The following is a 25,589-nucleotide window of genomic DNA, read 5'->3' on the forward strand; positions in this document are numbered from 1 at the left end:
ACCGGGCATTTTATCAGGCGCAGACAGGCATTTTGCCTGAGTTATCCCGGAGTGTATATCTCCGCGCGTCTGATACTCCGGGGAAGCCGGACAGTGACCGGGATTTCAGGAGGTGATCGGAAAATCGCCATTCAGGACAGAAAGTGATGCGTTTTTAATGGGATAAATTTCCTGACGGGTTTAACATAGCCTGCTTTCACCGCCGGCGTGGAGGGGCGTGGCAGAACGCAACTCTCCGGTGAATTTATCTTCAGGGAGCTTCTATGTTCGGATATCGCAGTATGGGACCACGGGTGAGTCTGACCACAGATCGCATGGTGGTCCGTTTAGTCAACGAACGTGATGCATGGCGTATGGCCGATTATTATGCCGGTAACCGTGACTATCTCATGCCCTGGGAGCCTATCCGTGATCAAAGCTACTTTCAGCCTTCGGGCTGGCAGACACGGTTATCGATCATGGCCGAACAGCAACGGCAGGGCGCAGCCTGTTATTTTATTCTGACTGATCCTGACAGCGAAGAAGTGATGGGGGTGGCTAACTTCAGTAATGTGGTACGAGGATGTTTTCATGCCTGTTATCTGGGATATTCGCTCGGCGAAAACTGGCAGGGACAGGGACTGATGCAGGAAGCATTACAAACGACTCTTCGTTATATGCAGCGCCAGCAGAAAATTCATCGCATCATGGCTAATTATATGCCGCGCAATCAGCGAAGTGGTAATCTGCTGGCGCGACTGGGATTTGAAAAAGAAGGCTATGCCCGGGAATATTTACTGATTAATGGCGTCTGGGAAGATCATGTACTGACCGCGCTGACCTGGAAAGAGGGCACGGCGGACAAGTATCGCTAAATCACGCCTTGTAACAAACAGTACTGGTCATTTTACTGCGGGGCAGTAGACTAACGCCGGCACACCCGGAGAGTTATCTCCTGGCAGGGACATAAATGTCGAAATAGCAGGATGTCAGAAACACTATGAATTTGCTCAAATCACTGGCTCAGGTCAGTTCTATGACGTTATTTTCCCGTATCCTGGGGTTTGCCCGGGATGCTATTGTCGCCAGAGTCTTTGGCGCAGGTATGGCGACGGATGCCTTCTTTGTGGCATTTAAACTGCCGAACCTGTTAAGGCGTATCTTTGCAGAAGGTGCCTTCTCGCAGGCTTTTGTGCCTATTCTGGCAGAGTATAAAAATACTCAGGGTGAGGAAGCGACCCGTATTTTTGTCTCCTATATCTCCGGTCTGCTGACGCTGGTACTGGCCATTGTCACGCTGCTGGGAATGCTGGCAGCCCCCTGGGTTATCTATATTACTGCCCCCGGGTTTGCGGATACGGCCGATAAATTTGCGCTGACGACGTCACTGCTGCGCGTCACGTTTCCTTATATTCTGCTTATTTCACTGGCCTCGCTGGTGGGTGCGATTCTGAATACCTGGAACCGTTTCTCGGTGCCGGCTTTTGCCCCGACGCTATTGAATATCAGCATGATTTTCTTTGCACTGGTCGCGACTCCCTGGTTCCACCCGCATATCATGGCTCTGGCCTGGGCTATTGTTGCCGGTGGCGTATTGCAGCTGGGTTATCAGCTGCCGCATTTACGTAAAATCGGGATGCTGGTACTGCCGCGTATCAATCTGCATGATAGCGGGGTCTGGCGCGTTTTACGGCAGATGGGGCCGGCGATCCTCGGGGTCTCCGTCAGTCAGATTTCCCTGATTATCAACACCATTTTTGCTTCTTTCCTGGCCTCCGGCTCAGTCTCCTGGATGTATTATGCGGACCGCCTGATGGAGTTTCCTTCCGGAGTGCTGGGGGTCGCACTGGGGACTATCCTGTTACCGTCGTTATCACGCAGTTTTTCCAGCGGTAACTTCAAAGAATATTCTCATCTGATGGACTGGGGGTTGCGCCTGTGTCTGTTACTGGCCATCCCGAGTTCGGTGGCTATCGGTATCCTTGCCGGTCCCCTGGTCTCTGCGCTGTTTCAGTACGGTAAATTCAACGCCTTTGATGCACTGATGACCCAGCATGCGCTGGTGGCTTATGCCGTAGGTCTGGTCGGCGTGATCGTGGTAAAAGTGCTGGCTCCCGGTTTTTATTCGCGTCAGGATATTAAAACTCCGGTAAAAATTGCCATCGTGACGCTGATTTCTACCCAGTTAATGAACCTGGTTTTTATCGGGCCGCTGAAGCATGCCGGGTTATCGTTATCTATCGGTCTGGCCGCCTGCCTCAATGCCTCACTGCTGTTCTGGCAATTGCGCAAGAAAAACTTTTTCCAGCCTCAGCCTGGCTGGTACAGCTTCCTGGCCCGGCTTATCCTGGCAGTGATCCTTATGGCCGTCGTGTTGTGCGTAGTGCTGCACTTTATGCCTTCCTGGGGCGAAGGTGAGATGGTCTGGCGTATTTTACGCCTGATGGGCGTGTGTGCTCTGGGTGGTTTTGTTTACTTCGCCAGCCTGGCGGCCTTTGGCTTCCGTCTGAAAGACTTTTCCCGCCGCAGTGTTCAGTAACGTATCATGAACATTCCACGGCTTACCCTGACAGGGTAAGCCGTGCGGGGTTCAGTTTTATCACTCCTGTTTCTTCCCCGCGATTATTATCTCTCCGGACCGTTTTCTGTCATTGAGTCTCTGCCTGCAGGACAAATGCCTCTGCTGTGCCGGGTGAGGCTATCAGCACGCCGGATTTCTGCAGAACCGTGAAACAGTAAGCGAAAGTCATGACGGATAGCCTGATATACCGGGCAGGGGGCTGAGCGCGGATTCTGTAATAGCGATTCCGTTCATGTAACCGGGTGATCAGCATAGTCACGCTGACTTAACAGAGAGGCTGGGGCTGATCCCTGTCATGCAAAACGGCAGGCAGCCTGACAGATCGGTTATTATGACCTGCAGAACCCGGAGGCAAAAAAAAACCTGACCGCAAGGTCAGGTTTTTTGGGCTGGCAACATGGCCGGCATCATCAGGAATTACTCGCCGGTTTTAGTCACCGGAGCAGTTGCATGATGTGTAGCGGCATGACCACCGGCTGAACCTTTACCGTCGAAAGCATATTGAGGACGAACCCAATCGCTGTGTGGCAGAGGTTCCGGACGCCATTCCGGCGCCGGAGCTTTCGTCATCGGTGCCGTTGCATGGTAACGATAACGCGCAGTGACCGATGCGTCAGCCGGTGCTTCGGTCTTAACTGGCGCAATATCCGCGACCGGTGCTTCGGCGACCGTAGCCTGCGGCGCGGGACGTTGTTCTGCCGGTGTCGGTGTTTCAGCATCAGCCTGCTGTGCGGTAGCCTGTTCAGTCACCTGCGCTGCCTGAGGGGCTGGTGCAGGGACGACAGTTTCAGACGACTCGTCTTCTGCTGCAGGCTCTGCCACCACTTCAGTGTCGGGCTGACTGACAGCCGGCGCTTCTACGGCGACAGGCGTTACGTCGATAACCCCGGCTTCGCTCACCGGAGTGACGGTGTCAACGTCATGTTTTTCAGCCACTACCGCATTCGTTTCTGCGACATCAGCGGCATGTTCAGGTGATACCTGAGGTTCTGCCGGGGTTGTTACAACAGAGACAGGAGCCTGAGGTTCGGCCTGCGGAGTCACTTCAGCAACAGTTGTCTGTGGTTCAGACTCTGTAGTGACTGCCGGCAGATCGTAACGGATCCAGACTTTACCTGACGCCATCTCCGGGGAGGCAGCCGCCGTTTCCAGAGGCATCGGAGATTGCTGCGGGTAACGCTCATCACGATAACGACGACGACGCTGACCACTGACACGCAGGTGACGCGGTGAACGGCGTGAACGACGCGGAATATTAGCGTTATTCTCACGGCTCTCCGCAGAGGCTTCGCGGCCGGTATCGCTTGCGGGTTCTTCCTGAACGGCCGGAGTGGTTTCCACCGCCGGAGTTTCTGCGGCCAGGTCTTCTTCAGACACATAACGGACTTTCTGTGTCAGCGTACGTTGCTGACGACGTGCAGTGACCTGAACCTGTTCTTCTTCACGTTCACGTGCAGGTTGCTCTGCCTCCGTTTCCGCGACGACGGTAGCCGTTTTTTCTGTAGCATTGGCCGCCTGTTGCTGGCGACGTTCTTCCTGACGGCGACGCTGGCGCTCAGCACGTTGTTCACGACGCTGTTGCTCACGTTGCTGACGGGCTTCTTCGCTCAGAGGCTGACGAGGTTCAGCGGCGGTGTTGCGATCCTCTGTAGCAGCCGTATTACGACGGTTGTTACGGCGATTATCGTCACGGGTATTTGCTGTCTCGTTATTACGATCGTTGTTGCGTGACTGACGGTCATTACGCTCGTTACGGTCATTACGCTCGTTACGGTCATTACGCTCGTTACGGTCATTACGCTCGTTACGGTCATTACGCTCGTTGCGGTCATTACGCTCGTTACGGTCATTACGCTCGTTGCGGTCATTACGCTCGTTGCGGTCAGTACGCTCGTTGCGGTCAGTACGCTCGTTACGATCAGTACGCTCGTTACGATTGTTGTTGTTACGGCGATTGTTACGGCGGTCGTTACGGTTGCCGGACGTATTTTCACGAGGGCGTTCCGGCGTCGCTGTTTTTTCCGGCGTTGCTACCGGGGCTTCAGCTTCCCGTGGGGCTCCGCCAAACAGGTTTTTCAGTCCGCTAAACAGACGACTGAAGAAACAAGACGCTGTTGCGGTGGTTTCTTGCTCTTTTTCTGCGGCACGACTCTGAGAAGCCGCTGACTCGGTCACTGCCGGAGGTGCTTCCTGGATTGCAAAAGCAGCAAGTGCAGGTTGCTCCGGACGACGGCGTTCAGCCGGCTCTTCATCTGAAATGGAGGCAATTTCAACTTCATGCAGCTTCGGCAGGTGATAGCTGAGGGTCTTGGTCTCTTCACCTTTACGAACACGCAGCACCGAATAGTGTGGAGTTTCCATACGCTCATCAGGAACAATGATAGTACGTACGCCCCCCTGACGGGTTTCAATGGCATTGACCGCTTCACGTTTTTCGTTCAGCAGGTAAGAAGCCACCTGTACCGGCACAATGGCATGGACTTCTTTGGTGTTTTCTTTCAGTGCTTCTTCTTCAATCAGACGAAGAATGGACAGAGAAAGTGACTCGTTGTCACGTACTGTACCGGTACCACTGCAACGCGGGCAAACGTGGTGGCTGGACTCACCCAGTGACGGGCTGAGACGCTGACGGGACATTTCCAGTAAGCCGAAGCGCGAAATGTGGCTGATCTGAATACGGGCGCGATCCTGACGGACAGCTTCACGCAGACGGTTTTCAACCGCACGCTGGTGGCGTACCGGAGTCATGTCGATAAAGTCGATAACAATCAGGCCGCCCAGGTCACGTAAGCGTAACTGGCGGGCGATTTCGTCTGCCGCTTCCAGGTTAGTATTGAACGCGGTTTCTTCAATATCCCCCCCGCGGGTAGCCCGGGCGGAGTTAATATCGATAGCGGTCAGGGCTTCGGTACTGTCGATAACAATCGAGCCACCGGAAGGTAACCGGACTTCACGCTGGAAAGCGGATTCAATCTGGGATTCAATCTGGTAATGGCTGAACAGCGGGATTTCCCCGGTGTACAGTTTGATTTTGCTGCTGAAGTCGGGACGGCCGAGCGCGGCAATATGCTGACGAGCCAGCTCCAGAACCTTCGGGTTATCGATAAGGATCTCACCAATATCCTGGCGCAGGTAATCACGGAAGGCGCGAACAATGACATTACTTTCCTGATGGATCAGAAAAGGGGCAGGGCGATTTTCTGCCGCTTTCTTAATCGCATCCCAGTGTTTCAGACGAAAGCTCAGGTCCCATTGCAGGGCTTCTGCCGATTTACCGACGCCTGCGGTACGCACGATCAATCCCATACCTTCCGGCAATTCCAGCGAGGAAAGGGCTTCTTTCAGCTCTGTACGGTCATCACCTTCGATACGGCGGGAGATCCCACCGGCACGCGGATTGTTCGGCATCAGTACCAGATAGCTTCCGGCCAGGCTGATAAAGGTGGTCAGCGCAGCGCCTTTGTTACCACGTTCTTCTTTATCAATCTGAACAATGACTTCCTGACCTTCACGTAACACGTCTTTAATATTAGGACGGCCGTGCATGGAGTAATTGGCAGGAAAATATTCGCGGGAGATTTCTTTGAGAGGAAGGAAACCGTGACGTTCAGCACCGTAATCAACAAATGCAGCTTCAAGGCTGGGTTCAATTCGGGTGATTTTACCTTTGTAGATGTTCGCTTTTTTCTGCTCATGACCAGGACTTTCGATATCCAGGTCATACAGGCGCTGTCCATCCACCAGGGCGACACGCAACTCTTCCTGCTGAGTTGCGTTTATTAACATTCTTTTCATTTATAAGTACTCGTCATTTTTTCATAAGTGACTCAGCTGTGGGCATCATTGCCCCGGACGAAGATAAACCGATGGCTCCGTGGCTTATTGCAATCACGTCAGCCTCACGGCTGTCGATCGCTAAAGGAGCGCAAATAATGTCGGAGGTGAGGTCTCTCAAAGAGACCGCGACCAGGAGGATGTCAACTGCATGATAAAAAACAGTGGTATGCCCCCCCATACGTCCGGGCTACAACCCGCAGCCCGCTAAGTGCCTGAGTTAACATTACGTCTTATGCCATTGCTGCGTGTCTGTTCAATCCGGCAAAAATTTCTGCTTCATGTTTTCCTTATTCCGGATTTCCGGAAAAAGAAACCAGAGCATTATTCCATTGCTGGCATTAATATAGCAAGGTGACTTTCACTGCGAAGATCACTTTATTTGTTATTTATTTGTTCTGCTGAACAGGCAGCTCTGGCGATAGGCCAAAAAGGAAACGCATTGCTGGCGAAATAACCAGCGCAATTGCTGGCCGGTGACAAAAAAGTAGCACTCAGGAATAACTCTCTTTAGAATCTCACCCATGAAAAATGAGAACCAGGGCGTACAATTTGTCGCCATTACGGCGGAAAACGCCGGACAACGTATCGATAACTTTTTGCGTACCTTTTTGAAAGGGGTTCCGAAAAGTATGATTTACCGTATTTTGCGTAAAGGTGAAGTACGGGTTAACAAAAAGCGAATCAAACCAGAATATAAACTGGAGGAAGGTGACGATATTCGTATTCCCCCGGTGCGGGTCTCAGAGAAAGAAGCGCCTGAAGTTTCTCCTAAGCTCGAAAAAGTGGCACAACTGGAGCGGGCCGTTATCTACGAAGACGAGGCTATCCTGGTCCTGAATAAACCTTCCGGTACCGCAGTTCATGGGGGCAGTGGCCTGAATTTCGGCGTTATTGAAGGGCTGCGTGCTCTGCGTCCTGAGGCACGTTTTCTTGAGCTGGTGCACCGTCTGGATCGCGATACCTCCGGTGTCCTGTTGATCGCTAAAAAGCGTTCAGCATTACGTTCATTGCATGAGCAGCTCCGTGAGAAGGGGATGCAAAAAGATTATCTGGCACTGGTCCGTGGCCAGTGGCCTTCGCATACTAAATCCGTGAAAGCTCCGCTGTTAAAAAATATTTTACAGAGTGGTGAGCGGGTGGTGCGGGTCAGCAGTGAAGGTAAACCGTCCGAGACGCGCTTCAAAGTCGAGGAACGTTATCAGCATGGCAGTCTGGTAAAAGCCAGTCCGATCACCGGGCGTACGCATCAGATCCGTGTGCATACTCTGCATGCCGGACATCCGATAGCCTTTGATGATCGTTACGGCGACAGTGAATTTGACCGGCAACTGGCGAAAACCGGGTTAAACCGGCTTTTCCTGCATGCCGCGGCCATTACTTTTACCCATCCGTCAACGGGCGAAACATTGCGCCTGGAAGCGCCGATGGACGAAAAACTGCGCCGTTGCCTGGCCATTCTGCGCCAGGAAAAACAGTAATTGCCTCTCCTGCCGGGGTATATGCCCCGGCAGCACTCACTGCGGGCTTAATCCGTTAGCGGATTAATTCCCGCGTCACGCAGAAATTCTCCGAGAGCGATCAGCGGCAACCCGACCAGGGTATTGGGGTCCCGGCCCTGTAACTTTTCAAACAGGCTGATGCCCAGGCCTTCCGCTTTAAAACTGCCCGCACAGTGTAATGGCTGCTCTTTCGCGACATACCCTGCAATTTCAGCCGCAGAAAGAGTGCGGAAAGTGACATCAAAAGTCTCACAGCATTGCCAGAATTGCCGGCGACGTGAACAATACACGGCCAGTCCGGTGTAAAAAGTGACGGTATTACCGCTGGCGGCTTTCAGTTGCTGTCTGGCGCGTTCTTCCGTATGAGGTTTGCCAAGGAACGTACCATTCAGCACGCCTGTCTGATCAGACCCGATGATAAGCGTGTCTGGCCAGGCGTCTGCCAGGGCCAGCGCTTTCTGCTTTGCCAGTCGTATCACCAGTTGCTCTGCAGTTTCGCCGTCCAGTGCAGATTCATCAATATCAGGCGCAGCCCATTGAAAGGGCAGGCCAAGTTTTTCAAGAATGGCACGGCGGAATGGGGAAGACGATGCTAGTAACAGTGCTTGTTTCATATTTTTTTCATTATCTGTAGCGAATTGAACGTTCTCATTTTAAACTATCCGCCGCACCGGATGCGAATATTGGGTGAAAGATGCCTGAAAACGGCCTTTTTCTTTGACTCTCTGACATTACAAAGTTAATATGCGCGCCCTATGCAAAAGGTAAAATTACCCCTGACACTGGATCTGCTCCGTTCTGCTCAGAAACGCCTTGATTATCATGGCGTCTATACTCCTGAACTCACGGAACGTATTGCGGCCTCAGTTGTGAGTGTGGACAGTGATGTAGAATGCACCATGAGTTTTGCAATCGATAACCAGCGCCTTGCGGTGCTGAAGGGCACGGCCGGAGTAGAGGTCACCCTGCGTTGTCAGCGTTGCAATAACACGTTTCCGCACACTGTAAACGTAAGTTATACCTTCAGTCCTGTCCGTAATGACGAACAGGCGGAGGCGCTACCGGAAGGTTACGAGCCAGTTGAAGTCGATGAGTATGGCGAAATCGATTTGCTCGCGGTCATCGAGGATGAAATTATCCTCGCATTACCTGTCGTTCCGGTGCATGATTCTGAACACTGTGAAGTGTCCGACGCGGATATGGTCTTTGGTGAATTGCCTGCAGAGGCAGAGAAACCAAACCCGTTTGCCGTATTAGCCAGTTTAAAGCGTAAGTAATAGGAGTAAGGTCCATGGCCGTACAACAGAATAAACCCACCCGTTCTAAGCGTGGTATGCGCCGTTCTCACGATGCGCTGACCACTACCACTCTGTCAGTAGATAAAGTTTCAGGCGAAACTCATCTGCGTCACCACATGACTGCCGACGGTTACTACCGTGGTCGTAAGGTCATCACTAAGTAATTTCTTGCTGCGACGCAAGGCGTTACTTTGACACGTTTGACCCTGGCAGTTGATGCCATGGGCGGGGATTTCGGTCCTCCCGTGACGGTGCCTGCTGCATTGCAGGCACTGGCCTCACACTCGCAACTTGAACTTCTTTTAGTCGGTTATCCCGACGAAATTCAGCCATTACTTGCCAGAGCGGATTCTCTGTTACGACAGCGGGTGCATATTATCCCGGCTGAGTCGGTTGTTGCCAGTGATGCTATACCTTCCGTCGCTATGCGTCACAGCCACGGATCTTCAATGCGTATCGCATTGGAACTCATAAAAGAAGGGCGGGCTGATGCCTGCATTAGTGCCGGGAATACCGGGGCATTGATGGGGCTGGCCACCTTGTTATTACGGCCGCTTGAAAATATTAAGCGACCGGCGCTGGTCTCTGTGGTTCCCCATATCCGACAGGGGCAGACCGTACTGCTGGACCTCGGGGCGAATGCCTGTGCAGACAGTACGATGCTGGTTCAGTTTGCGATGATGGGCGCAGTGCTGGCCGAAGAAGTGATGGGGATAAAAAACCCGCGCGTTGCTCTGCTGAATATCGGGCAGGAGGCAAGCAAAGGGCCACGGCATATCCGTGATGCCGCCGGAAAGATACGCTTACTCGACGGGCTTAACTACGTCGGTTTTCTGGAAGGCAGTGATTTGCTGAGTGGCAAAACAGATGTATTAGTGTGTGATGGCTTCGCAGGAAATGTCTCACTGAAAACTATGGAAGGTGTAATAAAAACATTTCTGACCCTGATGACAGGGACAGGACAGACAATGAAGCGATCATGGTGGCGTCACCTGGTTGTCCGTAGTATGAAGGGACGTCTGATGAAGCGTTTTGGCGAAATCGACCCCGATCAGTATAACGGTGCATCCCTGTTAGGGTTGCCCGGAATTGTTATTAAGAGTCATGGTGCCGCAAGTGAGCGAGCCTTCGCCGTTGCCATCGAACACGCGATTCAGGCGGTGATCCGTAATATCCCTGAAAAAATTTCGGTTCGGCTTGATACAGTACTAGCCAGGAGTGACATAGCCTAGATGTTTAGCAAAATTATTGGTACGGGCAGCTATCTGCCTCAACAGGTTCGCACCAATGCTGATCTGGAGAAAATGGTAGAGACCTCAGACGAGTGGATTGTCACCCGGACAGGTATTCGTGAACGACGCATTGCTGCTGCCGATGAAACGGTCGCGACGATGGGCGCAACCGCGGCGCAGAATGCGCTGCAGATGGCCGGTATCGATGCTAATGACATCGGGCTTATCATTGTCGCCACGACGTCGTCGTCACATGCTTTCCCAAGCTCGGCCTGTATTATCCAGCAACAGTTAGGGATCCGTGATTGCGCGGCCTTTGACCTGGCCGCGGCCTGTGCCGGTTTTACCTATGCACTCAGCGTTGCCGACCAGTACGTGAAAAGCGGCGCGGTTAAAAATGCACTGGTGATCGGTTCAGATACCTTATCCCGGACGCTGGATCAGGCTGATCGCGGTACCGTTATCCTGTTCGGAGACGGTGCCGGTGCAGTGGTTCTGGGCGCGAGTGAGCAGCAGGGGATTATCTCTACCCATTTACACGCGGACGGTAATTACGGTCAGTTACTGACGTTGGCTAATCCGTCACGTGATGAAGGGGCAGAACCTGCCTACCTGACGATGGCGGGTAATGAAGTCTTTAAAGTTGCCGTCACTGAATTGGCTCATATCGTTGAAGAAACACTGGCGGCTAACAATATTGATCGTCAGGAACTCGACTGGCTGGTGCCACATCAGGCGAATTTACGCATCATCAATGCGACGGCGAAAAAGCTGGGCATGGGGATGGATAAAGTCGTGGTCACGCTGGACCGTCACGGGAATACCTCGGCCGCTTCCGTGCCGACGGCCCTGGATGAAGCCGTGCGTGATGGCCGTATTAAACCAGGCCAACTGGTGCTGCTGGAGGCCTTTGGTGGCGGGTTCACCTGGGGTTCAGCGTTAGTTCGTTTTTGATAGACAGGAACTCGAAATGACACAATTTGCAATGGTATTCCCGGGTCAGGGGTCACAGGCTGTTGGCATGCTGGCTGAGCTGGCAGAACAGTATCCGTCAGTGGAAGCGACGTTCGCCGAGGCTTCTGCGGCTCTGGGTTATGACGTATGGCAATTGGTTCAGCAAGGACCGGCTGAAGAACTGAATAAAACCTGGCAGACACAGCCGGCATTGCTGGCGGCCTCCGTGGCTATTTATCGTGTCTGGCTGGAGCAGGGCGGCGAAGTCCCTGCGCTGATGGCAGGCCATAGCCTGGGCGAATATTCTGCATTGGTGTGTGCCGGTGTTCTGGATTTCGCTGATGCCATCCGTCTGGTAGAATTACGTGGCAAACTGATGCAGGATGCCGTCCCGGCAGGGACCGGGGCAATGCAGGCGATTATTGGTCTGGACGATGCGGCGATCCGTCAGGCATGTGAAGAGAGTGCTCAGGGCCAGGTGGTTTCACCGGTCAACTTCAACTCTCCGGGCCAGGTCGTTATTGCCGGTAATAAAGAAGCGGTTGAACGTGCGGGTGCAGCCTGTAAAGCCGCCGGTGCGAAACGCGCACTGCCTTTACCGGTCAGCGTACCTTCGCATTGTGCACTGATGAAACCTGCCGCGGATAAACTGGCTCAGGCTCTGCAGGATCTGACGTTTAACACTCCGTCAGTCCCTGTGGTCAACAACGTGGATGTGAAGTGCGAAGTCTCTGCGGAGGCTATCCGTGACGCATTAGTGCGCCAGCTTTACAGCCCGGTCCGCTGGACCGAAAGCGTTGAATTTATCGCTTCACGTGGCGTAAGCCAGTTAGTTGAAGCGGGTCCGGGCAAAGTCCTGACCGGCCTGACCAAACGTATTACGGACTCATTGACAGCCGTTGCTGTGAATGACCCGGCGTCCTTAACTGTGGCGCTGGCAAAAGAATAAGAGGATAATCATGAACTTCGATGGTAAAATTGCGCTGGTCACCGGTGCGAGCCGTGGAATTGGCAAAGCAATCGCAGAAAAACTGGCAGCACAAGGTGCCACAGTTATCGGTACTGCCACCAGTGATAAGGGTGCTGAGGCTATCAGTGCTTACCTGGGCGCAAACGGTAAAGGGATGACCCTGAACGTGACCGATGTTGATTCTGTTGAGTCTGTACTGAAAAACATCCGCGCAGAATTTGGCGAAATCGATATTTTGGTGAATAATGCCGGGGTAACCCGTGATAATCTGCTGATGCGTATGAAAGATGACGAATGGCAGGATATTCTGGATACCAACCTGACTTCAGTGTTCAGGCTGTCTAAAGCCGTGTTGCGTGCTATGATGAAAAAACGCAGCGGACGAATCATTACCATTGGTTCAGTTGTTGGAACAATGGGTAATGCGGGCCAGGCAAACTACGCAGCAGCAAAAGCGGGTTTGATTGGCTTTAGCAAATCACTGGCGCGCGAAGTTGCGTCACGTGGTATTACTGTAAACGTTGTGGCTCCGGGCTTTATTGAGACGGACATGACGCGAGCACTAAATGAAGAGCAACGGGCCGGTATTCTTGCAGAAGTTCCTGCAGGTTGTCTGGGCAGTCCTGCAGACATCGCGAATGCCGTTGCATTTTTGTCCTCTGACGAGGCGGGTTACATCACTGGTGAAACCCTTCACGTCAATGGCGGAATGTATATGGTCTGATAACTGCGAAAATTAGTTGCTTTTTTTGTGCAATAAAACGCAAAATATAGCAAATCGTGGTTTGACCAGATTGGTTTTAGTTGCATCTTTTTCAACATTTTATACACTACGAAAACCGTCGCGAAAGCGAGTTTTGATAGGAAATTAAATAGTATGAGCGATATCGAACAACGCGTTAAGAAAATCATTGCTGAGCAGCTGGGTGTTAAAGAAGATGAAGTGACCAACTCTGCTTCTTTCGTAGAAGACCTGGGTGCCGATTCTCTTGACACCGTTGAGCTGGTGATGGCTCTGGAAGAAGAGTTTGATACTGAGATTCCAGACGAAGAAGCTGAGAAAATCACTACCGTTCAGGCAGCGATCGACTACATCAATAGCCATCAGGGCTAATGAATATCTTCAGGCGGTCATTCGACCGCCTGAGTTTTTTGTCCGTCCCACTTAGTGTTTTTTTCCCCCTCCCTGGAGGACGAACTTGTCTAAGCGTCGTGTAGTTGTGACCGGTCTTGGCATGTTGTCTCCTGTCGGCAATACCGTAGAGTCTACCTGGAGTGCTCTCCTTGCCGGTCAGAGCGGCATCAGCATGATTGACCACTTTGATGCCAGTGCCTATGCAACCCGTTTTGCAGGTCTGGTGAAAGATTTTAATTGTGAAGATATCATTTCGCGTAAAGAACAGCGCAAAATGGATATATTCATTCAGTATGGAATTGCAGCGGGTGCGCAGGCGATGGCGGACTCCGGTCTGGTTGTCACCGAAGAAAACGCGCCGCGTATTGGTGCAGCCATCGGTTCCGGCATTGGCGGCCTGGGGTTAATTGAAGATAACCATCTTGCAATGACCCGTGGCGGCCCGCGTAAAATCAGTCCTTTCTTCGTACCGTCCACCATCGTTAACATGGTCGCCGGACACCTGACCATCATGTATGGTCTGAAAGGACCGAGCATCAGTATTGCGACGGCCTGTACCTCAGGTGTGCACAATATTGGTCATGCGGCCCGAATGATCGCTTATGATGATGCGGATGTTATGCTGGCCGGTGGCGCTGAAAAAGCCAGTACCCCACTGGGTGTCGGTGGCTTCGGTGCCGCACGTGCGCTGTCAACCCGTAACGATGACCCTCAGGCGGCAAGCCGTCCGTGGGATAAAGATCGTGACGGTTTCGTACTGGGAGACGGTGCCGGTATCGTGGTCCTCGAAGAGTACGAACACGCGAAAAAACGTGGCGCAAAAATCTATGCTGAGCTGGTTGGCTTTGGTATGAGCAGCGATGCTTACCATATGACCTCACCGCCGGAAGATGGTGCAGGTGCTGCGCAGGCGATGGTTAACGCTTTACGTGATTCCGGATTATCTGTGGATCAAATCGGCTATATCAACGCGCACGGTACTTCCACACCGGCCGGGGATAAAGCAGAAGCACAGGCCGTTAAGTCTGTGTTCGGTGCGGCCGCGGATAAAGTGATGGTCAGTTCGACTAAATCAATGACGGGTCACCTGCTGGGTGCGGCCGGTGCCGTTGAATCGATTTTTTCGATTCTGGCGCTGCGCGACCAGGCGATACCGCCAACACTGAATCTGGATAATCCGGATGAAGGGTGTGATCTGGACTTCGTACCACACACTGCTCGTCAGGTAAGCGGGCTGGAATACAGTCTGTGTAACTCCTTCGGATTTGGCGGAACCAATGGTTCTGTTATTTTCCGTAAGATCTGATGTTTCAGTGACGCCTCAGGCCCGCAATGCGGGCCTTTTTTTTAGGTGGGTGTCCTGACCTGCCGAAGCTCTGTTGTATCTCAATCCTTTCCCGGAGAGCTGATGATGTTGATCAACGGTGATGAAACCGAATTCCTGCCGGTCAGTGACCGGGGGTTACAGTTTGGCGATGGCTGTTTTACTACTGCGCTGATCCTCGAAGGTAAGATCTGCCGCCCGGAGGCACATCTTCAGCGCCTGCAGGAGGGCTGTAAACGCCTGGCTATCCCGTTTACGGACTGGCAGAAACTGGTGCAGGAGATGCACTCCCGGGCTGCCACGCTGCAGCGCGGGGTGCTGAAAGTGGTGATCACCCGCGGCTCCGGTGGCCGGGGATACAGCAGTACGGGATGCGGCCAGCCACGACGTATTGTGTCGGTGGCAGCTTACCCGGCACAGTATGATTCGTGGCGGGCACAGGGGATTACTTTGCTGACCTGTCCGATGCGTCTGGGGATCAATCCTGCGCTGGCCGGGATTAAACATCTGAACCGGCTGGAACAGGTCATGATCCGCCAGTTCATTGATCAGTCCGATGCAGAAGAAGCACTGGTACTCGACTGTCGTGACCGGATAATTGAATGCTGCAGCGCTAATATCTTCTGGCGCAGGGGTGAGCAATTGTTTACTCCACGGGTAGACGAAGCCGGTGTTAACGGTACAATGCGGCGTTATCTGATCCGTCTGCTGGCGGAGCAGGGATATGATTGTCAGGAAGTCCGGGCCGGTCTGCCGGCTTTGCAACAGGCTGATGAAGTGTTTATCTGTAATTCGTTGATGCCGGTGGTTCCGGTGACCAGGGTCGATACCCTGACATATTCTCCGGGAACACTGACACAAAGATTGTCTGAGCTCTGTTATTCACCAGGTTAAGCATGCAGAAAAAAATAAAATTTACATTAGGTTTAGTCGTTGTGGCCGGTGCACTGATCGCCGGAGGGGTATGGAAAACCCGGCAACTGGCCGGGTCGCCGTTACTCATTTCGCAACAGACGATTTATACCCTCCCGGCAGGGAGCGGACGTGTAGCGCTTGAGCAACAGCTCGAAGAGCAACACATTATCCCGGACAGTTTCTGGTTTGGCTGGTTACTGAAAGCTGAGCCGGACCTGGCCCGGTTCAAAGCCGGCACCTATCGTCTGACTCCCGGAATGACCGTGCGCCAGTTACTACAGCTGCTGGCCAGTGGTAAAGAGGCTCAGTTTCCGGTCCGGTTTATCGAAGGGCAGCATCTTACGGAATGGCTGAAAACCTTACGTGATGCACCTTATCTCCGTCATGAACTGAAAGATGACCAGCTCAGTACGGTCGCTGCGGCCCTCAGACTTTCCCCTGATGATACGGAAGGGTGGTTTTATCCGGATACTTATCTCTATACCGCGCATATGAGTGACCTGTCGCTGCTGGAGCAGGCTCATCAGCGGATGGTCAAAGAAGTGAGTAACGTCTGGGAAAGTCGTGATGCCGGTCTTCCGTATAAAGATCAAAACCAGTTGCTGACGATGGCTTCTCTGATCGAAAAAGAGACGGCCCTCAGTAGCGAACGAGGCATTATCGCTTCAGTCTTTATTAACCGGCTGCGACTGGGGATGAAATTACAGACCGACCCGACCGTTATTTACGGGCTGGGAGATCGCTATACCGGCGCTCTGAGCCGGAAAGATCTGGAAACCCCGACGGCATATAACACCTATGTTATTCCAGGGTTACCTCCGGGGCCGATTGCTATCCCGAGTATTGCCTCCTTACAGGCAGCGGCTCATCCGCCGGTGACGGGCTATCTGTACTTTGTTGCTAACGGTCGCGGAGGTCATACGTTCACGACGAATCTGGCCAGTCACAACCGTGCGGTTCAGGTCTGGCGGACGCTTGAGGTTAAGCGTGCTGCTGAGGCAAAATCTGCCGGCAGTGCGCCGGCTCCCGGTGCAGCTGCTGACAGTCAGGCTCATGATGCACAGACGCCTTCCGCGCCATCAACGGCCTCGGGCGCAGATCCGGCAGTGAAGGGACAGGATAAAAAAACAGCCAATGAAAAGTAAATTTATCGTCATTGAAGGTCTGGAAGGTGCGGGCAAAACGACGGCCCGTGACCTTTTGGTGGATGTCCTCCGCCAGCATGGTGTGACAGACATTGTCTTCACCCGGGAGCCCGGCGGAACCCCGCTGGCGGAAGCCTTAAGGACCCTGATTAAAGAAGGCGTCACCGGTGAAGAGATTACAGACAAAGCAGAATTGCTGATGCTGTATGCGGCACGTGTGCAACTGGTGGATACTATTATTAAACCTGCGCTGGCGCGGGGAGCCTGGGTAGTCGGTGACCGGCATGATCTCTCCTCTCAGGCCTATCAGGGGGGCGGCCGGGGTTTTGATCGTGAACTGATGGATACCTTACGTCAGGCGGTACTCGGCGACTTTACCCCGGATCTGACGTTGTATCTGGATGTGGCTCCGGAGACAGGTTTGCAGCGCGCACGCAGCCGGGGGGCGTTGGATCGCATTGAACAGGAATCGCTGGATTTTTTCCATCGTACCCGCGCACGTTATCAGGAAATTGCCGCCCGGGATCCGTCAATCCTGACGGTGGATGCCAACGGTACACCACAGCAGGTTAGTGAGGCATTACGCCAGACCCTGACCCGCTGGCTGTCGGAACACAACTGATGCAATGGTATCCGTGGCTGAATGCCCCGTATAAACAGGTGATCACCCGCTGTCAGGCCGGGCAAGGGCACCATGCATTACTGATACAGTCCTTGCCGGGAATGGGTGATGAAGCGCTGGTCTGGGGGATTTCACGCTGGCTGATGTGTACATCGCCTGAAGGCATTAAAAGTTGTGGTCACTGTCACGGATGTCAGCTAATGCTGGCCCGCAACCATCCCGACTGGTACTCGCTGACGGTGGAAAAAGGTAAGTCATCACTGGGAGTGGATGCCATCCGCCAGGTGACGGATAAACTTTACCATTTTGCCCAGCAGGGCGGGGCTAAGGTGATCCATATTCCGGATGCGGCTCAGCTTACCGGGGCGGCGGCCAATGCCCTGCTGAAAACGCTGGAGGAACCGCCGGCAAATTGCTGGTTTTTCCTGGGCACGCATCAGCCTTCTGCGCTACCGGCCACGCTGCGAAGCCGGTGCATGGTACTGCATCTGGCAGTGCCGGCGGAACAGCAGAGTCTGCACTGGCTGAGTGCTCAGGTGTCTGCAGATCCTGCCACCCTCATGACCGCGTTGCGACTGGCCGCAGGAGCACCCGCCGCCGCACTGGAATTCCTGAGCAGCGAGCAGCAGACCCGGCGTATGCAATTCTGCCAGACACTGTCCGGGGCTATCCCGGACGACAGTTTGTCTCTGTTACCCCTGCTGACCCAGGACGATGTTGCCCTGCGTATACACTGGCTGATGAGCCTGTTACTGGACTGCGTGAAATACCACCAGAACAGCCTGCAATGGATGACCAATACTGATCAGCAGGCCCTGATTGCCCGGCTGGCAACCGTCATTTCATTGCCGGCGCTTCATCAGAGTCTGACGCTCTGGAAGCAGTGTCGTCACCGTATTCTGGAAACCCCGGCGGTTAACCACGAATTATTAGTCACCGAAGCGCTGCTGGACTGGGAGCAACTGTTCCTCCCGGCGGTGTAATAGCTGAAAGTTCAGAGAGTAATTTATGTTTTTAGTTGATTCACATTGCCATCTTGATTGTCTGGATTATGAAAAAGATCACAGTTCTCTGGATGATGTTATCCGTAAAGCCGCTGAACGGGATGTCCGTTTTATGCTGGCCGTCGCGACCACCCTGGACGGGTTCAGCCGTTTAAAATCATTTGTCGGCGACCGGCCTGACGTAGCATTTTCCTGCGGAGTACATCCGTTAAATATGGATCCCCTGTGCGATCCGCAACGTCTGGCTGCGCTGGCTGCCGACCCGCAGGTCATTGCTCTGGGTGAGACCGGACTGGATTACTTCTATGAGAAAGATGCGGAACAACAACGGCAGCAGCAAATAGCTTTCCGTCACCATATTCGTATAGGACGTCAGCTGAATAAGCCGGTAATTGTTCATACCCGGGATGCCCGTGAAGACACGCTGGCACTGCTGAAAGAAGAGAAAGTGGAAGAATGCGGCGGGGTACTGCATTGCTTTACGGAAGATAAAGAGACCGCCGCCAGATTACTGGATATGGGCTTCTATATCTCCTTCTCCGGCATTATTACGTTCCGTAACGCCGAACAGATACGTGAAGCCGCGCGCTATGTTCCGCTGGACCGAATTCTGGTGGAAACCGACTCGCCTTATCTGGCCCCGGTCCCGCATCGCGGTAAGCAGAATCAACCCGCTTTCACCCGTGATGTGGCCGACTTTGTGGCAGAACTGAAAGGCGTGGATACCGAAACGCTGGCCCGCCAGACCACCGAAAATTTTTCCCGTTTGTTCCATACGCCGCTCGGGAACAGCCACGACTGATAGCGGCAGGTGGCTCCGGTGCCCGGGCCGTCCAGCCGTCAGTCGGGCCACAATGTTTTCGGGGAGGAAGTTAGCCGGAATATTGATAGCGGACTAAGCTAAAAATGCTACGGAGACTTTCCGCAGGGGTCGCCGTTGCACCTGAGAAGTCCCTGCTGGCGCGGGATCGCTGCGCCAGCCTGTGGCTTCCGGGCTGGCGGATAGCCAGATTTTTATGGCTTTCCTGCGAATAAATAATGTAAAGTCAGATAATTACTTACACTTAGTATGATGCAGCAGACTGTTTACTGTGGGTGTTTCGCCGGCAGAAAACACAGGATAATCAGGAAATCGATGTATGGCCGAAGAAACTATTTTCAGTAAAATCATTCGCCGTGAAATACCGGCAGATGTGGTGTATCAGGATGAACTGGTGACGGCATTTCGCGATATTTCACCTCAGGCACCGACCCATATTCTCATTATTCCTAATCAGTTGATCCCGACAGTGAATGAACTCACCACTGAACACGAGCCTGCATTAGGACGTATGATGACGGTCGCGGCAAAGATTGCAAAACAGGAAGGTATTGATGAGGACGGTTACCGTTTGATTATCAATTGCAACCGTCATGGTGGCCAGGAAGTTTACCATATCCACATGCATCTGGTCGGTGGTCGGGTACTGGGGCCGATGTTATCCCGGTAATTATTCGGAGAGACCTTATGCGACCGGTCCTGTATACGTTGCCGCTGTTGCTGTTATTAACCGCCTGCAGCAGCCATCAGCCACAGATCAGTATTTCACAGCCGCTGGTGATGGAAGCTGATGTATTGTCCGCAGGGATCACGACCGACGGACCGACGGTGAGTGGTGACAGCGGGCAGCACAAAGCCAGTATCATACTCTATAATGATCGTGATGTTCCGGTTACTCTGCACTATCGTTATTTCTGGTACGATGACAAAGGGCTGGAAATTTTACCGGAACAACCGGCTGCAACCATTGTGGTGCCCGCGCATCAGGATCGTCAGGCTGTTTCATGGTCAGGTAACCTGAGTGCCAGCCAGGTTCGTGTGTCTCTTTATCTCTGAGGATGTTCAAGTGATTCGCAGCATAAAATTCAGCAGTCCGTTATTGTTAGCTTTTATTCTGTCCGGTTGTGTCATTAACCAGACACAGAAACCTGCACCGGTTGAGTCGGCCCGGCCGGCGACGCAGGTGCCGCAACCGGCACAGCCGCCTATTCAGGCGCCGCCGACACCTCCGCAGCTCACAGAGTCACAGCCACAGGTACAGGAAGTCCCTCAGCTACCGAAACTGCAAAGTATCAACTGGCAGAATAGTGTTCAGCCACTGGTTAACAGTATGATGAATACCCCGGGGATTACTCCTGGCAGCGTATTGCTGGTGGATCGACTGAAAAACAATACCAATGGCTCAATTCAGAGCGATGATGCTTATCTGGCGATCAATCAGGCACTCAGCAGTAACAGCAAATTTACGCTGGTCACGACAGCGCAGCTGAACCAGGCTAAGCAGGCTCTGGGACTCTCGCCGGAAGACAGCCTTAACTCCCGTAGTAAAGCGATTGGTCTGGCTCGTAACCTGAATGCACAATATGTGCTTTACAGCACGGCACGCGGGGATGCCAAATCACCGAAACTGCAGATGCAGCTTATGCTGGTGCAGACCGGGGAGATTGTCTGGAGCGGCAGTGGCAACGCCGTCGATTGATCCCTCGCTGGAAACGCTGCTTCGTCAATACCACCCGGCCGGTCTCTCTGCCGGGTGTTTTTTATCCCTTCCCGGGCTGAGCGGTCAGTCTGTTAAAATCACCCTTCCTGACGTCACGCTGGTCGCCCGTCAGCAACCGCGACAGCCTTTGCCGTTTGTTGATCGTCGGCGTGAATACCGGGTGCTAAAAAAACTGGCCGCCGGGCACCTGGTATTACCTCCGCTGGCCGTTGACCGGCATTGGTTAGTGCAACCCTGGCAAGCCGGGGAAGGGCTGTCACCACAGACATTCTCTGAACAGTATGGCGGGATCACGGCACAGCTTATCCGCTTACATCGCCAGCCACTCACCGGTTACCGGCTCTGTTTTACCACGCTTCTGGAACAGTACTGGCTGCTCTGTCGTGAACACCATGTTCACTGGCTTCGTCACTGGCGACGCCTGCGACAGCGGGGAGAGCCTGCGCCGTTGCGCCTGGCACCGGTACATATGGATCTTCACGCCGGTAATGTCGTGCAGGGGAGCGACGGGTATCACTTTATTGACTGGGAATATAGCGCCGACGGCGATATTGCGGTTGATCTGGCCATCATTTCCATGAATGATCCACAACATGCTTCACGCTGGATAACCTGCTATGCCCGCCACTCAGGGATTGCTCCTGAACACTTAACCCGGCAAATTCGTCGCTGGCAGCCGTGGTTAAGTTTGCTGTCTGCCTGCTGGTATCAGTTACGGGCAGAACAGACCGGGCATCCGCAGTTCCGGCAGCTCGCCCGTCAGAGCTGGCAGACGCTCTCATTTTAAATCAATACCATTGCGTACGGATTAGGAAAAGTATTATGACAACATCAATTCCCGGCCCCCTGATGCTGGATGTGGAAGGCTACGAGCTGGATAGCGAAGAGTGTGAGTTGCTGCAACATCCGCTGACCGGCGGGGTGATCCTGTTCAGCCGTAACTACCACTCTTTGGACCAGCTGGCTGAACTGGTCCGCCAGATCCGTGCGGCTTCGCACACCCGGCTGGTGGTGGCCGTGGACCAGGAAGGCGGGCGGGTACAACGTTTTCGCGAAGGCTTTACTCAACTTCCGGCCATGCAGTCATTTTCTGCACTGACTGAAAATGAGCAACAGGCCGGTCGTCTGGCCAAAGAAGCCGGCTGGCAGATGGCCGCAGAAATGACGGCGATGGACATCGATATCAGTTTTGCGCCGGTACTGGATATCGGCCATATCAGTGCAGCGATCGGTGACCGTTCATTCCATGACAACCCGCAGATAGCATTGTCAGTGGCTGAACAGTTTATTGCCGGTATGCACGACGCCGGAATGAAAACCACCGGTAAGCACTTCCCCGGGCATGGTGCGGTACAGGCCGATTCGCACAAAGAAACGCCGATTGATCTGCGGGATGAAAAAACCTTACGTGAACACGATATGGCAATATTCAGCCAGTTAATCCGCCGTCAGGGACTGGATGCCGTTATGCCGGCGCATGTGATTTATCCGGCCATGGATCCGCAACCGGCGTCTGGCTCACCGTACTGGCTGAAAACTGTCCTGCGTCAGGAACTGGGTTTTTCCGGTGTCATTTTCTCCGACGATCTGTCGATGGAAGGGGCCGCCGTGATGGGCTCTTACCCTGAAAGGGCGCAGCAATCCCTGGCTGCCGGGTGTGATGTTGTACTGGTCTGTAATCACCGTGCGGGCGCGATTGAGGTGCTGGATCACCTGCCACATACCACCGCGGAACGTCTGACCCGTTTATTTCACCGTGGGACTACGGGCTATGCCGCCCTGCAGCAGCATTCACGCTGGAAAGAGAATCATCAGCAGTTAGCGGCATTGCAGCAACGCTGGCTGGAGAAAAAAGCCGAAGGCTGAGCACCGTCGTTGACCGACTCCCCGGCTTACGAACTCCCGTAAGCCGGGGAGTTGCCCGGGATTGATGAGATGGGCTTACTCTTTCATCTGCATATCCCTCCGCTCCTCTGATGTTTTCTCTGCGACTTTTCCCGTCACAAAATATTATTCTGTCGTTCTTTTTTTGTGCTTATCATTTTGATAGGAACCGCTTACCGGCTCGTGTTATGCTGAATTCAGGTTGTATTTTGAAATTTAACTTTATGTTAGCTAAGGGTATTATCATCCTGGTTTAACTATCAGTGGATCTTTCGGGGGGTTTTGTTGACTACATCTGTGCAAAAAATCGTCATTGTGGGCGGTGGTGCCGGTGGACTGGAGCTGGCGACTCAACTGGGTAATAAACTGGGACGACATAAGAAAGCTGAGATAACGCTGGTTGATCGAAATCAGACGCACTTATGGAAACCTCTGTTACACGAAATTGCGGCAGGTTCGATGGATGAAGGTATTGATGCCCTCAGTTATCTGGCTCAGGCCCATCATCATCACTTTACCTTCCGTCTGGGCACACTGACAGAAATTAACCGCGAACAGAAAAGTCTGCGTCTGGCCGAAATCCGTGATGAGGATGGTCAGGTGCTGGTTGAAGAGCGTGATTTACCCTATGACACGCTGGTGATGGCGTTAGGCAGTGCGTCGAATGACTTCGGTACCCCCGGCGTCAAAGAACACTGTATTTTCCTGGATAACCCGCATCAGGCGCAGCGCTTCCACAACCAGATGCTTAATCTGTTCCTGAAATACAGTGCCGGGACTCAGCCGCAGAAAAAAGTAAATATCGCTATCGTCGGTGGCGGGGCGACCGGGGTCGAGCTGTCCGCTGAACTTTATAATGCGGTTAAAGAACTGCACAGCTATGGTTACAAAGAGCTGGGCGGTGAAGCCCTCAATGTGACTCTGGTGGAAGCCGGAGAACGCATTCTGCCGGCATTACCACCGCGTATCTCTGCGGCGGCAGAACTTGAGCTTAAAAAGCTGGGCGTGAATGTTCTGACGCAAACCATGGTGACGCGTGCCGATGCTGACGGGCTGGAAACCAAATCCGGTGAGAAAATCCACGCGGACCTGATGGTCTGGGCGGCCGGGATTAAAGCGCCTGACTTTATGAAGGATATCGGCGGCCTGGAAACCAACCGCATCAACCAGCTGGTGGTTACGTCGACGCTACAGACCACCCGCGATGAAGATATCTATGCCATCGGTGACTGTGCGTCCTGTGCGTTACCGGGGGGCGGGTTTGTGCCTCCGCGTGCGCAGTCTGCTCATCAGATGGCGTCCCGGGTGCTGGCAAATATCATTGCCCGTCGTAAAGGTAAGGCTCAGCAGGACTACGTCTATAAGGATTACGGCTCCCTGGTGTCACTGTCCCGTTTCTCAACGGTCGGCAGCCTGATGGGTAACCTGATGCGTGGCTCAATGATGGTTGAGGGCAAGATTGCCCGTATGGTCTATATCTCCCTGTACCGTATGCACCAGATAGCACTGCACGGTTATTTCAAAACCGGGCTGATGATGCTGTCCGGCAGCATCAACCGGGTGATCCGGCCTAAGCTGAAACTGCACTAATTTCCTCTCCTTAACCCCGGCCCGCCTGTGGCCGGGGTTTTATCAGAAGCTTCCCAAAATGTCGCCAGAGATGTGCTGACAGCCATTTTTTCCGTTTGTCTGATAGTGACCCGCGAGTGATTCTGACAGACTGCCACCCGTAAGGCGGGACACGCACGCCAGCGTCACTATGTTAATGCGTGGTCATTCGATCAGTCAGGAGGATCCCTGTGAATAAATCAATGGTTGCAGGTGCAGGAATCGGGATAGCCGCCGCATTGGGCATCGCGTCGGTGGCAGGTGTGAATATATTTCATCGCAATCCGGAATTCGCGCAGGTGATGTCGGCAACACCTATCCGTGAGGTGATCAAAACCCCCCGCCAGGAGTGTCACGCGGTTAATGTGGTTCACCGCCGTGCAGTTCAGGATGAAAACCGTCTGGCCGGCTCGGTGCTTGGTGCAGTCGCCGGCGGGGTACTGGGGCATCAGTTCGGCGGAGGGCACGGGCGTACACTGGCGACGGTCGCCGGGGCAATGGCCGGCGGATATGCGGGTAACCAGGCTCAGGCCGGTTTACAGGATCGTGATACCTACACCACGACACGTCAGCAGTGCAGAACCGTCTATGATAAGCAGGAAAAAACGCTGGGCTATGATGTGACCTATAAGATAGGCGACCAGCAGGGCAAAATCCGAATGGATAACGACCCCGGGACCCGTATTCCGCTGGACAACCGGGGCCAGCTGATTATTGACAGCGCGCGCAGTTAAGGGCGTTATATAATCAAGCCCCCGACGGAATGCATCTCAAAAGTTGGACACCCGATGGATTACGGTGCAGTTCAGTGAGCCGTCCAAGGTTTTCCCGCAAATTACGGCTCACGGTTGTCACGCCTTCTCTCAACAGCAGCGATGGCTATCGTCATCGACCGTACAGTTATGTATCTCAGTAGTGCAGTAAATCTCGTCAAAAAGGCCGGTATTGTTTGAGCCATATCTGAGAACCGGCTTTGTTTCAGTCTGTCGTGGTGGTTTAAACAGTACCCGTTTGCAGCGGTCATACAGTCGCTGTTTCCGATGATTTGAGGAAGGCATGGTC

25 protein-coding genes are annotated in these 25,589 nt (G+C 53.3%); 23 read left to right on the forward strand and 2 right to left on the reverse strand.

What is annotated here, in order from left to right:
- Positions 1-263 precede the first annotated feature (263 nt).
- The gene (rimJ, locus tag CG67_RS04350; protein ID WP_025901758.1) at positions 264-854 is read left to right on the forward strand and encodes a ribosomal protein S5-alanine N-acetyltransferase; all 591 of its coding nucleotides are present in this window, start codon (positions 264-266) and stop codon (positions 852-854) included.
- A 125-nt stretch (positions 855-979) separates the two neighbouring features.
- Positions 980-2,518, forward strand: a complete 1,539-nt coding sequence (gene murJ / locus CG67_RS04355; protein WP_025901759.1) for a murein biosynthesis integral membrane protein MurJ — start codon at positions 980-982, stop codon at positions 2,516-2,518.
- A 459-nt stretch (positions 2,519-2,977) separates the two neighbouring features.
- On the opposite strand, the gene rne is transcribed toward murJ, so the two are convergent.
- Positions 2,978-6,355, reverse strand: a complete 3,378-nt coding sequence (gene rne, locus CG67_RS04365; protein WP_025901761.1) for a ribonuclease E — start codon at positions 6,353-6,355, stop codon at positions 2,978-2,980.
- 563 nt (positions 6,356-6,918) lie between these two features.
- Between rne and rluC the strand changes: the two genes are divergently transcribed.
- Positions 6,919-7,875 (forward strand): 23S rRNA pseudouridine(955/2504/2580) synthase RluC, encoded by a 957-nt coding sequence (rluC, locus tag CG67_RS04375; RefSeq protein WP_025901763.1) that lies wholly within the window; start codon positions 6,919-6,921, stop codon positions 7,873-7,875.
- A 47-nt stretch (positions 7,876-7,922) separates the two neighbouring features.
- On the opposite strand, the gene CG67_RS04380 is transcribed toward rluC, so the two are convergent.
- The gene (locus tag CG67_RS04380) at positions 7,923-8,510 is read right to left on the reverse strand and encodes a nucleoside triphosphate pyrophosphatase (protein WP_025901764.1); all 588 of its coding nucleotides are present in this window, start codon (positions 8,508-8,510) and stop codon (positions 7,923-7,925) included.
- Between the two features lie 141 nt (positions 8,511-8,651).
- Between CG67_RS04380 and yceD the strand changes: the two genes are divergently transcribed.
- From yceD to CG67_RS04480, 20 genes are all read left to right on the forward strand, one after another.
- A complete protein-coding gene (gene yceD, locus CG67_RS04385) occupies positions 8,652-9,173 on the forward strand; it encodes a 23S rRNA accumulation protein YceD (RefSeq protein WP_025901765.1) in 522 nt (173 codons plus the stop codon).
- 14 nt (positions 9,174-9,187) lie between these two features.
- The gene (gene rpmF, locus CG67_RS04390) at positions 9,188-9,358 is read left to right on the forward strand and encodes a 50S ribosomal protein L32 (RefSeq protein ID WP_025901766.1); all 171 of its coding nucleotides are present in this window, start codon (positions 9,188-9,190) and stop codon (positions 9,356-9,358) included.
- A 27-nt stretch (positions 9,359-9,385) separates the two neighbouring features.
- Entirely contained in the window at positions 9,386-10,426 is a 1,041-nt protein-coding gene (gene plsX / locus CG67_RS04395) for a phosphate acyltransferase PlsX (RefSeq protein ID WP_025901767.1), read from the forward strand.
- Positions 10,427-11,380, forward strand: a complete 954-nt coding sequence (locus CG67_RS04400) for a beta-ketoacyl-ACP synthase III (protein WP_025901768.1) — start codon at positions 10,427-10,429, stop codon at positions 11,378-11,380.
- 16 nt (positions 11,381-11,396) lie between these two features.
- The gene (gene fabD, locus CG67_RS04405; protein ID WP_025901769.1) at positions 11,397-12,329 is read left to right on the forward strand and encodes an ACP S-malonyltransferase; all 933 of its coding nucleotides are present in this window, start codon (positions 11,397-11,399) and stop codon (positions 12,327-12,329) included.
- Positions 12,330-12,339: 10 nt separating this feature from the next.
- Entirely contained in the window at positions 12,340-13,074 is a 735-nt protein-coding gene (gene fabG, locus CG67_RS04410; RefSeq protein ID WP_025901770.1) for a 3-oxoacyl-ACP reductase FabG, read from the forward strand.
- A 153-nt stretch (positions 13,075-13,227) separates the two neighbouring features.
- Positions 13,228-13,464 carry an acyl carrier protein gene (acpP, locus tag CG67_RS04415; protein WP_025901771.1) on the forward strand — a complete coding sequence of 79 codons (237 nt, stop codon included), beginning with the start codon at positions 13,228-13,230 and terminating at the stop codon, positions 13,462-13,464.
- An 85-nt stretch (positions 13,465-13,549) separates the two neighbouring features.
- Positions 13,550-14,791 carry a beta-ketoacyl-ACP synthase II gene (gene fabF / locus CG67_RS04420; protein ID WP_025901772.1) on the forward strand — a complete coding sequence of 414 codons (1,242 nt, stop codon included), beginning with the start codon at positions 13,550-13,552 and terminating at the stop codon, positions 14,789-14,791.
- Positions 14,792-14,893: 102 nt separating this feature from the next.
- Positions 14,894-15,703: an aminodeoxychorismate lyase gene (gene pabC, locus CG67_RS04425; protein ID WP_025901773.1), complete on the forward strand. Its 810-nt coding sequence runs from the start codon at positions 14,894-14,896 to the stop codon at positions 15,701-15,703.
- Between the two features lie 2 nt (positions 15,704-15,705).
- Positions 15,706-16,869: an endolytic transglycosylase MltG gene (mltG, locus tag CG67_RS04430; RefSeq protein ID WP_025901774.1), complete on the forward strand. Its 1,164-nt coding sequence runs from the start codon at positions 15,706-15,708 to the stop codon at positions 16,867-16,869.
- Complete coding sequence (gene tmk, locus CG67_RS04435) at positions 16,859-17,491, forward strand: dTMP kinase (protein ID WP_025901775.1); 633 nt, start codon at positions 16,859-16,861, stop codon at positions 17,489-17,491. Before mltG ends, tmk begins: the two co-directional genes overlap by 11 nt.
- On the forward strand, positions 17,491-18,474 hold the full coding sequence (locus CG67_RS04440; protein ID WP_025901776.1) for a DNA polymerase III subunit delta' C-terminal domain-containing protein: 984 nt from the start codon (positions 17,491-17,493) through the stop codon (positions 18,472-18,474). Before tmk ends, CG67_RS04440 begins: the two co-directional genes overlap by 1 nt.
- Before the next feature lie 25 nt (positions 18,475-18,499).
- Positions 18,500-19,297, forward strand: coding sequence for a metal-dependent hydrolase (locus CG67_RS04445; protein ID WP_025901777.1), 798 nt, complete (start codon positions 18,500-18,502; stop codon positions 19,295-19,297).
- A gap of 337 nt (positions 19,298-19,634) precedes the next feature.
- Entirely contained in the window at positions 19,635-19,985 is a 351-nt protein-coding gene (hinT, locus tag CG67_RS04450) for a purine nucleoside phosphoramidase (RefSeq protein WP_025901778.1), read from the forward strand.
- A 17-nt stretch (positions 19,986-20,002) separates the two neighbouring features.
- A complete protein-coding gene (locus CG67_RS04455; RefSeq protein WP_025901779.1) occupies positions 20,003-20,371 on the forward strand; it encodes a YcfL family protein in 369 nt (122 codons plus the stop codon).
- Between the two features lie 10 nt (positions 20,372-20,381).
- A complete protein-coding gene (gene lpoB, locus CG67_RS04460) occupies positions 20,382-21,014 on the forward strand; it encodes a penicillin-binding protein activator LpoB (RefSeq protein ID WP_025901780.1) in 633 nt (210 codons plus the stop codon).
- Positions 20,995-21,822: a thiamine kinase gene (thiK, locus tag CG67_RS04465; protein ID WP_025901781.1), complete on the forward strand. Its 828-nt coding sequence runs from the start codon at positions 20,995-20,997 to the stop codon at positions 21,820-21,822. Before lpoB ends, thiK begins: the two co-directional genes overlap by 20 nt.
- 35 nt (positions 21,823-21,857) lie before the next feature.
- Positions 21,858-22,901 carry a beta-N-acetylhexosaminidase gene (nagZ, locus tag CG67_RS04470; RefSeq protein WP_025901782.1) on the forward strand — a complete coding sequence of 348 codons (1,044 nt, stop codon included), beginning with the start codon at positions 21,858-21,860 and terminating at the stop codon, positions 22,899-22,901.
- 303 nt (positions 22,902-23,204) lie between these two features.
- Positions 23,205-24,509 (forward strand): NAD(P)/FAD-dependent oxidoreductase, encoded by a 1,305-nt coding sequence (locus CG67_RS04475; protein WP_071780082.1) that lies wholly within the window; start codon positions 23,205-23,207, stop codon positions 24,507-24,509.
- A 209-nt stretch (positions 24,510-24,718) separates the two neighbouring features.
- Positions 24,719-25,261 (forward strand): glycine zipper 2TM domain-containing protein, encoded by a 543-nt coding sequence (locus CG67_RS04480; protein ID WP_025901784.1) that lies wholly within the window; start codon positions 24,719-24,721, stop codon positions 25,259-25,261.
- Positions 25,262-25,589: the final 328 nt, after the last annotated feature.

The organism is Tatumella sp. UCD-D_suzukii (assembly GCF_000611875.2).
Taxonomy (GTDB): domain Bacteria; phylum Pseudomonadota; class Gammaproteobacteria; order Enterobacterales; family Enterobacteriaceae; genus Tatumella; species Tatumella ptyseos.